This is a genomic window from Lysinibacillus sp. NPDC058147 (assembly GCF_042884205.1).
Classification (GTDB): Bacteria; Bacillota; Bacilli; order Bacillales_A; family Planococcaceae; genus Lysinibacillus.
In genome coordinates this window covers 38,363-51,803 of record NZ_JBHVUJ010000008.1, presented here as the reverse complement: position 1 = coordinate 51,803, position 13,441 = coordinate 38,363, and the positions used below count along the sequence as shown (strand labels likewise).

At 37.3% G+C, this 13,441-nt stretch carries 10 protein-coding genes; 3 read left to right on the top strand and 7 right to left on the bottom strand.

Annotated features, from left to right (window positions below):
• Positions 1-531 precede the first annotated feature (531 nt).
• The 3 genes from ACFVT8_RS19900 (at position 532) to ACFVT8_RS19890 (ending at position 6,079) form a co-directional block, all read left to right on the top strand.
• Entirely contained in the window at positions 532-4,218 is a 3,687-nt protein-coding gene (locus ACFVT8_RS19900; RefSeq protein ID WP_387084806.1) for a S8 family serine peptidase, read from the top strand.
• A gap of 251 nt (positions 4,219-4,469) precedes the next feature.
• Positions 4,470-5,669 (top strand): MFS transporter, encoded by a 1,200-nt coding sequence (locus ACFVT8_RS19895; RefSeq protein ID WP_387084804.1) that lies wholly within the window; start codon positions 4,470-4,472, stop codon positions 5,667-5,669.
• Complete coding sequence (locus tag ACFVT8_RS19890) at positions 5,666-6,079, top strand: hypothetical protein (RefSeq protein WP_387084803.1); 414 nt, start codon at positions 5,666-5,668, stop codon at positions 6,077-6,079. Before ACFVT8_RS19895 ends, ACFVT8_RS19890 begins: the two co-directional genes overlap by 4 nt.
• Before the next feature lie 42 nt (positions 6,080-6,121).
• On the opposite strand, the gene rlmH is transcribed toward ACFVT8_RS19890, so the two are convergent.
• The 7 genes from rlmH to walK form a co-directional block, all read right to left on the bottom strand.
• Positions 6,122-6,601 (bottom strand): 23S rRNA (pseudouridine(1915)-N(3))-methyltransferase RlmH, encoded by a 480-nt coding sequence (rlmH, locus tag ACFVT8_RS19885; protein ID WP_387084802.1) that lies wholly within the window; start codon positions 6,599-6,601, stop codon positions 6,122-6,124.
• A 90-nt stretch (positions 6,602-6,691) separates the two neighbouring features.
• Positions 6,692-6,856 carry a CxxH/CxxC protein gene (locus ACFVT8_RS19880; protein WP_049662644.1) on the bottom strand — a complete coding sequence of 55 codons (165 nt, stop codon included), beginning with the start codon at positions 6,854-6,856 and terminating at the stop codon, positions 6,692-6,694.
• A 321-nt stretch (positions 6,857-7,177) separates the two neighbouring features.
• Positions 7,178-8,479 (bottom strand): S1C family serine protease, encoded by a 1,302-nt coding sequence (locus ACFVT8_RS19875; protein ID WP_387084799.1) that lies wholly within the window; start codon positions 8,477-8,479, stop codon positions 7,178-7,180.
• A 180-nt stretch (positions 8,480-8,659) separates the two neighbouring features.
• Positions 8,660-9,448: an MBL fold metallo-hydrolase gene (locus ACFVT8_RS19870; protein ID WP_053482919.1), complete on the bottom strand. Its 789-nt coding sequence runs from the start codon at positions 9,446-9,448 to the stop codon at positions 8,660-8,662.
• Positions 9,448-10,266, bottom strand: coding sequence for a two-component system regulatory protein YycI (locus ACFVT8_RS19865; RefSeq protein ID WP_387084797.1), 819 nt, complete (start codon positions 10,264-10,266; stop codon positions 9,448-9,450). The genes ACFVT8_RS19870 and ACFVT8_RS19865 overlap by 1 nt, the downstream gene beginning before the upstream one ends.
• Positions 10,253-11,578, bottom strand: a complete 1,326-nt coding sequence (locus ACFVT8_RS19860) for a YycH family regulatory protein (protein WP_387084795.1) — start codon at positions 11,576-11,578, stop codon at positions 10,253-10,255. The genes ACFVT8_RS19865 and ACFVT8_RS19860 overlap by 14 nt, the downstream gene beginning before the upstream one ends.
• Positions 11,575-13,440, bottom strand: a complete 1,866-nt coding sequence (gene walK / locus ACFVT8_RS19855) for a cell wall metabolism sensor histidine kinase WalK (RefSeq protein WP_387084793.1) — start codon at positions 13,438-13,440, stop codon at positions 11,575-11,577. The genes ACFVT8_RS19860 and walK overlap by 4 nt, the downstream gene beginning before the upstream one ends.
• Between the last annotated feature and the right edge of the window lies 1 nt (position 13,441).

Genomic DNA, 13,441 nt, shown 5'->3' with positions numbered 1-13,441 from the left:
CATAGTAAACAGATGGAGCCTTTCTAATAAGTACATACTTTTTAGAAAGGTTCTTTCAGGACGCTTCGCAGATGAGTTAACCCTTCTACAGCTTGGGAAACAATTAGAAGAATCTGCCCCATAGAAAGATCGTAAACCACCCGTACATGTGGGTGCAGAAGTTGTGGAAATTGCGACAACATAAAAAAAGTAGGTACAAGATTTTTTCTTGTACCTACTTTTTTGCTAATTTACGGACATGAATTTTCTATAAGCAACTACACCGCCGACTGTACCTACAACTGCTGCCTTGATAGGATTAATTGAAAAAATTAATGAATTACTATAAGTCATTTCTCATTTAAAAGTTCTACTTTTTTATTAAATTACTAGGAAGATAGATTTAATCTATCTTTAATAAACTGATACTAATTACCAATATTTTGCAATATTCAGATATTCAGATATTCGGATTAGCTCCCTTGTGATAAATTGGAAATATCACACTAAACTGAAAAGTGTGACAATTAAAAGTGGAGGGAGAAATGAGATTTGAAAAAGTTTAAGTTTACGAAGTTCTTAAGTAGTATTCTAGCTTTAATTTTGGTGCTTTCTCTTTTTGTTCCATTGTCGAGTGCTAGCGCTGAAGAATCGAAACCATTTAAGCAGGATAGTCAAAGTGAAAGCATAATTCAACTAAAGGCGGCTATCGCTGAACAGCTAAGCTTGTCTAAGGATGGTCCAACTCTTCACGAAAGTTTACAAAATGTATCAGGCAATCAAGATGTCGCAGTCATCATACATTTATCTGAAAAGCCAGTGGCACTAGAGCAAGGAATGAGCCAAGTCAAAGGCCAAAAATTCTCTAAAGCCCAAGCAAATGAAGTTCTTTCAAATGTAAAAGCACAACAAGCAGAAGTTAAAGAAGAGTTAGCTGCTAAAAATGTTCAGATGACTCAAGGGTACACATTTGATACTGTTTTAAACGGTTTTGCGGCAACTGTGAAAGCGAATGATCTCCCGAAACTGCTTACAGTAGAAGGAATTACATTAATCGAACCTGATGCAATTGTTTCCGCATCAGAAGATAATACGATGAAATCATCGGAACTTATTAAGGAAGATCAATTAGAAGCTCAAATGAATACAAGTAATTCTTTCCTTGGTATCGAACAGCTTTGGAAGGAAGGACTTGAAGGACAAGGAATAAAAGTAGCGGTATTAGATACTGGTATTGATGTAGATCACCCTGAGTTTGCCGGAAATTACAAAGGTGGAAAAAACTTTATTCCGAATTCAGCAACTTACACGAAGCCTCGGGCAGATGACGATGCATCGGAAACATCGCCTTCGGAGCGTCCAGCCGGGACACCTGAATTTAATGAAAAGGGAAGCGCGTTCTATACTTCTCACGGTACACATGTTGCTGGAACAATTGCAGCAATTGGAGCTAACAAATTCGGTATTAAAGGAATTGCTCCAAAAGTAGACCTTTATGCTTACCGTGTCCTTGGGGCATACGGAAGTGGAGCTACATCTGGTATTGTTAAAGCAATTGAAACTGCTGTAAAAGAAAAAATGGACGTTATCAACCTTTCACTTGGCGGGGGAGCTAACTCTGAAACGGATGCTGGTTCATTTGCTATTAATAATGCAATGATGGCTGGAACAATCGGAGTAGTTGCAACAGGAAACGAAGGTCCAAATCGCGGAACAATGGGCACGCCTGCAACTGCTCGTTTAGGAATTGCTGTTGGTAACACAACAAATCCTGAAACAATGTATAACGGGGAAGTGAATGTTACAGTTGGTAACTACAACTTAACAAAACAGCTTCCATTAATGGGAACGACATTTGGGAAAGAATTAGCAACACAGCTTCAAGGAGAATTTGACCTAGTTGCAGTTCCTGGAAACGGGGAAGTAAAAGACTTTGAAGGAATTGATGTAAAAGGTAAAGTGGCATTGATTTCTCGCGGCAGTATCGCATTCGTTGATAAAATTGCGAATGCAAAGGCAAAAGGAGCAGTCGCAACAATTATTCATAACTTTGCTGGTGGAACGAATGCACCGAACATTTCAGGCACATTCCTTGGTGATTCATTTGAGTTTCTGCCAACATTTGATATGTCACAAACGGATGGTGCTGCAATTCGCGCTGCATTAGCAGGCGGAACTGGAAAAGTAAGCTTTAGTAAATTTGCTTCCACAAAGACATTGGGAGATGATGTAAACGATTCAAGTTCACGTGGACCTTCTACACCAAACTTTGATATTAAACCAGATGTAAGTGCACCTGGAACAAATATTATGTCAACGATTCCAATGTATAAAAAAGATTTCCCAGATGCAGATTATGGGGAAGCATATGGTCGTAAAACAGGAACTTCTATGGCAACACCACATATTGCAGGTATTGCAGCATTAATTAAACAAGCAAATCCTGATTGGAACGCGTTCGATGTAAAAGTGGCGCTTTCTAATACAGCAAAGGTTATAGATAAAACAAAATACGATGTGTTTTCTCAGGGTGCTGGGCGTGTAAATCCTTATGCAGCAGCTCATCCAGAAATTCTTGCCTATGCACTTGATAGCGCAATTTTAGATGGAACTGGTGCAGTTACAGAAAACTTGAAAGGTACAGTTACTTTCGGTCCACAATCACTTAAAGACCGGGATATTTCAGTAACGAAACAAGTTTTAGTAAAAGATATTAAAGGGAACGGCGGCAATTATAACGTATCAATTGATGTGACAAAAACATTTGGTGATGCAACTGTTACAGTAGATCAGCCGACATTTAATCTAGCTGGTGAGCAAGTTTTAAATTTCACATTAACTGCTTCACAAGCTACGGCTCCAAAAGGCTCTGAAATACTAGGGTATATTTACATCAGCGGTGGAGATACAGAAGTTTCATTGCCATTCGCAGCGGATTTTGGCGGCGCGGCAGCAACTGAAATTAAAGATTTTAAGATTACAGAAACAGACCTATCCTTTAACGGAGATGGCGTAAAAGACTCAGCTGTACTTTCATTCACATTAACTGGAGATGTAACAACTAACTATATCGAACTTTGGGATATTATGAATCCTGAAGGTGGAGAATACGGAGACGGCTACATCGGTTATCTACATGCAGGTACTGCGCTAGGAAAAGGATCTTATACGCTGAATATTGGTGGGCAGTACAAGCCATGGGGACCAAAACCTGCCACAACGATTCCAGATGGTCTGTATACAATTGACTTCACCGGTCTTGCAGCATCCGGAGTAGTTTCCGATTATGTTGGACCAATTATCGTGAAAACGACTAAACCAGAAATTACTGGTTCAGTAGCTAAAGGTGTCGCTACAGGACAGATAACAGATAAGTATATCGACTACAATGAAGAGTTATATTTATACGGTTTAGATTACAATTTAAATGATAAATTAAAAGCTTCCTATGTTTCGACGGTAAATGGCGAAGTACAAGCGCCAGTTGCTTTTGAATTAAATCAAGACGGTAGCTTCACATTCCCAGTAACAGCAGAAACAACTGCTGTATCAGTAATAATTAAAGACGCTGCCGGGAATGTTGGTGAATCGAAGATATATGAAAAAGAAGTAGTAGAACCAGTAGTAGCACTTTCTGTAAACCCAACTAAGCTAGACCTAACAGTTGGAGAAACTACACAACTTACGGTAACAGAAACGTCAACGCCTGCAGAAGGTGAGGCAACAGAAGAAGACGTAACTTCAAAAGCTACTTATGTTGTTGGAGATGAAAATGTCGCAACAATAGTAAATGGATTAGTAACTGCAGTAGGTGAGGGCACGACTACAATTACTATTTCATACGGTGATAATAAAATTACTGTAAATGTGACAGTTAAAGCACCTGTTGTAAAAGAACCAATAGTAACACTAGAAATCGACCAAGCTCAGGTTGAAACTAGAATAGGTAAAGAAGTTGCAGTTAAGATTACTGAAGTAACTACTTTTGATGGTAAAACAACAGAAAAAGATGTTACAAAGCTTGCAACCTACGAAGTAGCGAATGATAAAATAGCTACTGTAAAAGCAGGGACTGTAAAAGGAAAAGGTCAAGGTAATACGACGATTACGGTAACGTATGGTGAGCACACACTAACATTTGATGTATTGGTTATAAAGCCAGGGAATGGCAATGGCAACGGCAATGGCAATGGCAATGGCAACGGTAATAAAAATAATAATGAAATTACCGAGTTATAATTAATTTCAGTTCAAGCAAAAAAGAGAAATTGCACAGCGCAATTTCTCTTTTTGATATTTATTATAAAGCAATCCCTAAAAAAAAGATTATCTCCAACTAGATGCATAATAAAACCGCACTTACTTATGAAAGGGTTATCCGTAATAGGTTTAAGTTCGGTTTTTTCTTGCAAAAAATTTTTATGGTATGATGTTTAGGCTGTATATCTACTTTGTGACACATTTACATTCATCTAAGAAAAGAGGCATTTATGCATCCTTCAAAATTATCCAAGCGACATTGGTTGCTCATCTTAACACTTACTCTATTAACATTTGTACTAGGGACAAGCGAATTTGTTATTGTCGGAATCTTAACAGATATTTCTTCAAGCCTTCAGATGACAAACGCAAAAGCAGGTACACTCGTTTCTGCGTTTGCAATCACATTTGCCATCGCCACACCATTAGTGATGTCAGCAACAAGTCATTTTCCAAAGCGTAAATGGATGTTGTTTTTGATAGGGGCTTTCATCGTCTTGAATGCTTTGTGCGTAATTTCAACGAGCTACATCATGCTTCTAACACTCCGGATTATGACAGCGATTGTAACAGGAGTATTAATCTCTCTAGCCATGATTGTTGCAAGTGAAACAATGCCGATTAAAAAACGCGGACTTGCTATATCATTCGTTTTCGGTGGTTTCACACTTGCAAATGTAGTTGGAGTGCCAATTGGTATTATGATCGCTGAACGATACGGCTGGAATGCCACTTTCATGTTAACCACTTTCTTAGGAGGATTGGCGTTTTTGGCATCCTTTTTTGTCTTACCTGATAAACTTAGCCAAATTCGCAGTTCGATACGAGATCAATTTTCATTAATGACAAAGCCACGAATTTTGATGGCTTTTTTCATTCCTGCTCTCGGGTTCGGCGCAACTTATGCCGTCTTTACGTACCTAGTTCCTATCTTGAAGGAAATGGGGGCACCAAATAATTCAATTAGTTTAATCTTATTTGGCTACGGATTTATCTCGATTTTCAGCAACATTCTCGCCGGTAAAATTGCCAGCCATAATGCAATAGGTCGCCTTCGGTTCGTTTTTCTCGTGCAAGCATTTGTTCTGACAACTTTATTTTGGACTACAAATCATTTTATTTTAGGTTTAGTAAACATCGGATTAATGTCTTTGATGGCCATCCTCTTAACAACATCTACTCAGCTTTATTTAATAGACCTCGCCGGAATTTATCATCCAAGTGCTACAGGGCTCGCTGCTTCACTTATGCCAGTGGCAAGTAATGTAGGTATCGCTTTTGGTTCTGCATTAGGCGGAATTGTATACCATCAAGGACATTTGATGAATGTAACATGGGTCGGTGGAGTAGTTGCAGTTTGTGCAAGTCTGCTAACTTTCATTAGTCATCTATTAGACAAAAAACAAAATGATAGAAGCAATCATCCTTGAGTGAAATTTATTCTACAACGATAATTGCTGGGCTAGGTCTTATTGTTTTAATCGGTATAATTGCACACTTCCTTATGGTAAAACGAACGCATAAAGATTTCTATCTTGTAGTAATCGTATGTGGTTTTTTTATGCTATGTGCGCTGTACTTGGTCGTTACAGGGTTAATAGACATTATTAATAATAACCTTGAGAATTATCAAACCGCCGAGGGTATTTGTGAAATTGCGTTTTTTGAGGAAAGTGGTGGTCGTTTTGGTTCACATTCGAACTACTATAATATTTACATTGACGGTTTAAATATTTCGGCAGACGGCGATGAATTTTCTTACTTAAAAGAAGAAACGGTTGCCTGTAAAGTGACTTATTTAGATGCAACAGATACTTTAGTAAAAATACAAATCAAATAGGCACATTCGCTTCATGCGAATGTGCCTGTTTTAAAAACTCACTTACTTATGATACGGTTCACCCTTCATAATCCTAAAACTTCTATAAACCTGCTCTACCAAAACCAGCTTCATTAGCTGATGCGGTAATGTCATCTTTCCAAAGGATTGTTGCTCATCAGATCGTTTCAATACATCATCGTGTAAACCAAGGGAACCGCCGATGACGAACGCGATTTTACTTTTGCCGTAGGTCATTAGGGATTCAAGATCTGTCGCCATTTGTTCAGAGGTCTTCATTTTGCCGTTAATGGCTAGGGCGATAACGTATGTATCTGGGCTGATTTTAGATAGAATACGTTCACCCTCTTTTTTCTTTACGATTTCCATTTCTGCTTCGCTTAGTTGCTCGGGTGCTTTTTCATCTGGTACTTCGATTAGATCCATTTTTGCGTAGCCACCAAGACGTTTTACGTATTCATCTATTCCCATTTTTAAATACTTTTCTTTTAGTTTTCCGACTGATACAATCGTTATATTCACACGTTATCCACCTTTACAATTCATTTACAAACAAATTATCCACAAAAGTTATCAACATATCCACAAGCAATTCCTATATCTTGTGTAAAGTTATTTACTTGATACAAGATATTCTGCAGGTCGTTCACAGTAGCTACATTTTGTGGATAACTTTTTATCCTCTTCGATTTTATCCATAATTGGGAACTCTTTTTGCTCAGCCACAAACATGTCTAAAGCGTGTTCTATATGGTTTTCACAGCTGTATTTTTCCATTTTTACACCTCTTCTTATTTTCCGAAATTTCCACAAACTTATTCACAATTCGGTCTATGTTATCCACAATCTATTGTAACAAAGGTCAGGCGAGTATGGAAGAATAGGCTTTCTACCGCCACTAGCCATGTATATGTTATTATTCACAATTTTCTAGTTATCCACAATATTTTCTAAATCATTCTTAATAATTCATTCGAATGCCTCCAAATATTTTTAACTCATCACTATAATGTGGGGTTGATCTCCGTTTGATAAATAATATTTTTAAATTCCACAAAAAAATCAGTGGAGATTTTAAAATCTCCACTGATTTCTCATTTACAATGAATCGCCATTTGTTAATGTAAGTGATAGATCCACTAACTTACCTTGACGGTATACTTTCAGCGTTAATTTATCACCAATTTTTTTGTCGTTATATAAATGTTTGCGTAAATCTATTGCTGTTTCGATCTTTTTGCCATCCATTTCAACAATTACATCGTATTGTTTAACGCCTGCTTTTGAAGCTGGAGAGTTCCCTACAACATCTGTAATAACAACACCTGTTGTTAAGTCTTTTGGCAAGTTTAACGTTTGCTGTTGATAGAATGCCGGAACATCCGTTAAGTCTAATAATGAGACACCCATTGTTGGACGTTTCATTTCACCATTCTTCTCTAATTCCTCGATAATTGGAATTGCTGAGTTAATCGGAATTGAGAAACCTAAACCCTCAACAGAGGATTGCGCAATTTTCATGGAGTTAATGCCGACTAATTCACCAGCAAGGTTTACAAGCGCACCACCACTATTACCAGGATTGATAGCTGCGTCTGTTTGTAATACTTCTTGCTGCCAATCTACATTGCCATCACCGTTTACGTCAACTGGTACAGAGCGATCCTTACCAGAAACAACACCCGTAGTAACAGAGCCATAAAATTCTAAACCGAGTGGGTTACCAATGGCAATTACTGTTTCACCTTGTTTTAATACATCTGAGTTACCAAATGTCGCTACTGTCTTAACATCTTTAGAGCTGATTGAAATGACTGCTAAGTCTGTCCAAACATCGTGACCAACTAATTGTGCTACTTCTTTCGTACCATCTGGCATCGTTACTTCTAACTGCTTTGCACCTTGAATAACATGGTTATTTGTCACGATGAAGGCTTTATCACCTTGAACTTTGTAAATAACACCTGAACCGCTTCCTGCAGGCTGTTCTGTTGAAGATTGTGGACTCCAGAATCCGCCACTTGATACTTCTTGAATATTTGTGATTCCTACAACAGAATCTGAAGCCTTATCTACTGCTTTCGTAACATCAGTTGTCACTTCTGTTGCAACTTGATTAATAGTTGTGTCATTTTTATTACCTGTGCTACTTGTCGTTGTACCTGGCATTTGATTAACAAGTCCAGGCATCATGAGCCAAACGAGTAACGCCCCTATGATGACGCCGATAAAACCGGTAAATAAATAACCACCTTTACCTCCGCCACCGCCTTTCTTTTTATGACGTTTCTCTTGCGTTTCTCGCTCCTCTTGTTCCAGTCGCTCCTGAAGAGGTGACTTCTGTATTTCATCATTTTTTAATAAATCATTATTTTTATCATCATCTTGAAAATAGCCCATTTTCCTCATCCTTTCCTTTATTAGTATTTGCTAGTTGTTAGTCTAATATTACAATTCAAACATTAAAATCAGATGAAAAATAAATAAAATGGACATAAAAATGGCTGTTCAAAGCATTTTTTATAAAATGCCATTGAACAGCCTCATTAAAGCTTCGATATTTTTAACTGATGCTAATCATTAAACGGTAACTAATTTCGTCGGCTCTTCTGCATCTGTATCAAATAAATTTAAATACTCTCCAACAATAATGCCGCAGGATTGCAAAGTTTGTGTGACACTCATGCGCGCAAGTTCTTTCATGTTATTATCCATACTTAAATGTGATAAATAAATATTTGTCGGTTTTTCAAATACTACGTCACTCATTGCTATAGCTGCATCCTCATTAGAAACGTGCCCTACATCACTTAAAATACGACGTTTTATAGACCATGGGTAACGCCCCATTTGCAACATATTCACATCGTGGTTACTTTCAAACACAAAGGAATCAGCACCTCGAATGATACCCTTCATACGGTCACTAACATAGCCTGTATCCGTAATAACAACAAGCTTACGTCCATTTTCATGGAAGCTATAGAACATTGGATCGGCTGCATCATGTGATACAGCAAAGGATTCAACAGCTAATGAACCAAAATGCTTTACAGTGTCCATTTCAAATTCAAAACGTTGCTCTAAAGGTATTTCACCGACTAGCCCATCCATCGCCTGCCACGTTTTGGCGTTGGCATAAATAGGTACACTATATTTTCGTGCCAATACACCTATTCCTTTAATATGATCACTATGCTCATGTGTAACGAAAATGCCACTTAGCTGTTTCATATTGCGGTCGATTTTTGTAAATAGTTGCTCCATTTTTTTGCCACTGAGACCAGCATCGACAATAAATGCGTGATCTTCATTCTCTACATAAATCGAATTTCCTGTACTGCCACTTGCTAAAACACTAAATCGCATTATTCAACTCCCCAGTCTTCCTCTTCAGCCTTTTGCTTGTCTCCTTGGATTTCTATTACATTTCCTTCACTAGCATTGACAAAATATTCTTCTGTTTCTCCATCTAATTTCACTTGTACTTCCCATGTTGGTACTAACACTTGCGTTTGTGTTAAATAACCTTTTGTCGAGTAACCTAACTTCATTTGTGTAATACTCGATTCTGGCTTTAATAGCCCTTTATTATAAAGTGTCTGGATAATTTGAAGTGGTGGTATGACAGTTTCCTGTTTCTCCATTTCTTCGATATCATCGAGCATCGTTTGTTCATACATTGTAACTTCGTTGTCTGTATTCCACTGTACTTTTAATAAGGCACTCTCATTATAATAAAACATTCGATTGCCTTTCTTTTGGAAGAAGGTTGCGACTCGTTCCTCACGATCTACCTTCCATAAAGCATAGGAATCGCCTTCTTTAACGTTTGCATGAACAAACTCTGTAATGCTTGTATCATCAATATTCCGTAATTTCACAGGGTTTATAAAAACAACACTTGGATGTGTCTCATCATTAATATTTCCTCGCTGATTGTCATCGTTAAAATCAGTACTTTTAAATGTATGGACTTTGCCTGTAATATACACAACAAATTCATTACTATTTGGCAGTGTACCATACGTAATATTATCATCCTTTAAACGGGCTTCTATTGTTTTTTCGCCAGGTATCTCTATGCTCTTCGCTTCATTATAGGATTTAAAATATAACGAATACAAGAAGATATTTAAGATTAAAAAAACGAATATGAAAATAGATTTTGTTCTATTCCAATCCATTTTTGACACCTCCCAATGTTTCAGGTGTCAGTTTCGTCCATACACCGTTACGAATAACAAACCAGCACGGTTCTAATGTCATATTTAGTTCACTTTGATCTTGTGTTAAATAGTAGCCCACAACAATTTCATCTATATCTGATAATACAATGTTATTAAGCTTTTGAATCTTTTCAACGATTTCCGATCCTGATGGCAATTCTTTAATCTCCTTTTCGGATGGAACGTCTGTATCTAAAGTAAAGTATGGGCGCTTGTAGCGGAAAATACGATTATCTCCCCAAACTGTTGTAATTCGACTTATAGCCTGGTCACTATAAACCGGTAATCCTTGTAAATATAGCTGATAATCTAATTGATTATTACTTGTACTTGTTGATACATAGCGATAATCAGCTGTAAAGCCTCCGTGTTCATTGATAAATTCATAACTATCTGTCAGGAGCTTGGAAGGTTCTATTCTTACACTACTTTCTGCAGTTGGATAGACAAAAATCAATGATTTTAAATTCTTATCCACTGTCATTAGTGACATACCATCTTGATATTTTTCAGTGGTTGCACTTTCGTCAGTGCGAAGAACATTGTTTGGTTCTGTAAATAACACATTCTTAAAAATATCAGGTGATTGCATATCGATAAAATACGTATATTTCGCAGATTCAATTTTTTCGTTAGCCACATAAAGAGAGGTAAAGCCATCACGCTCTACTTCTTTAAAATTGCCGTATGTTTTCGCCGGTTCAATAATATTTCGTACAAATTGATTAGCATTTTCTAGACTGACATGTGAACGCATCAATACTTCATTATTACCGCTAATGAAAAACACCTGTATATCTTTGTTACTATAATTACTCCAATCTATAATCATACGATTAAAGGTTGTTTCAGGTAGCTCCTTATCAGCGAACTGAAAAATTGTGTTAAAGGCAGAGTAAGGAATCTCACCCGCAAAAAAGACAGTCATACAATTATTAGTACGAATCATCTCGTTTACAGCGTTGGCCGTAAGATTATTGTTAACGGGCATTAAATCTAGGATATTCCATCCCTGAAATGCTTCCATAATATCTTCCATTACGCCATTAGATATGGTTCCGGTAAATTCCTTATCAAAACGATAAATGGCTTTATACGGACGAATGACATCCTCCATTTTTTTTTGCGGTCCAATTAGGATTTCTTTTCCTTCAGTCTGTTCAATAAATTTATAATCTGGCGTATATGTCCAAATCATAAAGGTTAACACTACACTTAACATAACAAGTAGGAATAAAACAACTGATTTAACGGGTTCTATATATTTCATTCCCACTCACCTGCCTCGTCAAAATCATCTAAATTAAGTGGTAATGTGAAGAAAACCGTTGTTCCATGTCCTTCCTCACTCTCAGCCCATATTTTCCCATCATGAGCTTCAATCATTTCTCTGGCAATAGCCAACCCTAGACCAGTGCCTCCCATAGATCGAGCTCGAGCTCGATCTACACGATAGAAACGCTCAAAAATACGCCCTACATTTTCTTTAGGAATTCCCATACCATCATCAGAAATCATAACCTTCAGCATATCTCCTTGCGCTGTAAAGCCAAAGCGAATATTACCTCCATCTGGAGAATACTTAATAGCATTGGAAATAATATTATCGATAACTTGTGTCACCTTATCTGTATCAATTTCTACATAGTAAGATGCCTCTGGGAATAAACGTTCAAACATCACTTTATCTGACTTAGACATTTCAAAACGATCGATAATACGGTTAAAGAATGAATTGAATAGAACAATGTCCTTATTCAACTCATAATCTGAACTATCCATTCTGGATAACTGTAATAAATCATTTACTAAGCGAATCATACGCTCTGTCTCTGTTTGTGTAACATTTAAAAATGTTGGAGCGATATTTTCATCTTTCCATGCACCATCTGCTAACGCCTCTAAATAACTACGCATCGTCGTTAATGGTGTCCGTAATTCATGCGACACATTTGATACAAATTCCCTACGATCCATCTCTATTTTTTCCTGTTCCGTAATATCGTGCAGGACGGTAATTAGACCATTAATAAAGCCTGTTTCTTTTTGAATAACAGAGAAATTCGCACGTAAAATATACGGTGCATCTGCCGTACTGAAATCTAAATTCACCGCATCATTCATGTGAATTAAATCCTCAAAACTATAATCTTGGTCAATACCTAAAACAGATGCAATAGGACGACCTAATGTAATATCTCTTGAAATATGCAACAGCTCTAGTGCGGGATCATTAATAAGAATGATACGCCCTTTTCGATCTGTCGCAATAACGCCATCAGTCATATTACTTAGGACCGAATCGAGTTTTCGCCGCTCAGCATCTGTAGTAGATTGCGCCTCCTGCAAGCGATTCGTTAAATGATTAAAGGTTATAGCAAGCTGCCCTATCTCATCTGTACCATAAACCCGCACTTTTCGAGAATAGTTACCCTTTGCCATCGCCTGTGCCTGCTTACGCATATCTGAAATAGGCTGTGTAATTGTTCGTGCCACTAAAATTCCTAAAAAGATAGTAATCACCAAGGACACTGCCGTACCACCGAGGAAAATTTGGTTAATGTCATTTACTTGTTTGAAAACCGATTCAATATTAGCTTCAATATAGAGTACCCCTATGATTTCATCATCAGGACCTGCACCATCTCGAATTGGTGAAGCTAACACCCATACTCGATTTCTTGTTTTATTATCCAGTTTGATGTTTTCAAATAATGTTTCTGCAGAGATTGCACGGCGTACAAGATCATTATTCGAGCGCTGTCCAATCAAATTTTGATTGTCTATCTCTGATGTGGCGCGAATACGTTGTCTATTATCAATGACGCGGATTCCTAAAATATCTCCAGTAGAAACATCCTTCAATCCCGCAGAAAACTCCATTACAATCGTTTTCAGGCTTTCTTCAAGAGATGGCATACTATCATCGCGTTCTTTTAACATTTCTTCACGAATGCTATATTGCATCAAATCGACACGTTGAAAAATGGAATCTCGAAAGTTGGTTTTTAAATTTGACTCTAATTCACGCGCAAAATATATTCCTATTATTTGCAAAGCAAGGAGGATCAGTAAAATATAAATTAATACTAGCTTGACATGAATTGATTTAAAGAAGCTTACTTTCTGCATT

Coding starts and splice junctions, on each gene's coding strand:
- ACFVT8_RS19895 (WP_387084804.1), top strand. CDS start 4,470: ATGCATCCTTCAAAATTATCCAAGCGACATTGGTTGCTCATCTTAACA.
- ACFVT8_RS19880 (WP_049662644.1), bottom strand. CDS start 6,856: ATGGAAAAATACAGCTGTGAAAACCATATAGAACACGCTTTAGACATG.
- ACFVT8_RS19875 (WP_387084799.1), bottom strand. CDS start 8,479: ATGGGCTATTTTCAAGATGATGATAAAAATAATGATTTATTAAAAAAT.
- ACFVT8_RS19870 (WP_053482919.1), bottom strand. CDS start 9,448: ATGCGATTTAGTGTTTTAGCAAGTGGCAGTACAGGAAATTCGATTTAT.
- ACFVT8_RS19865 (WP_387084797.1), bottom strand. CDS start 10,266: ATGGATTGGAATAGAACAAAATCTATTTTCATATTCGTTTTTTTAATC.
- ACFVT8_RS19860 (WP_387084795.1), bottom strand. CDS start 11,578: ATGAAATATATAGAACCCGTTAAATCAGTTGTTTTATTCCTACTTGTT.
- walK (WP_387084793.1), bottom strand. CDS start 13,440: ATGCAGAAAGTAAGCTTCTTTAAATCAATTCATGTCAAGCTAGTATTA.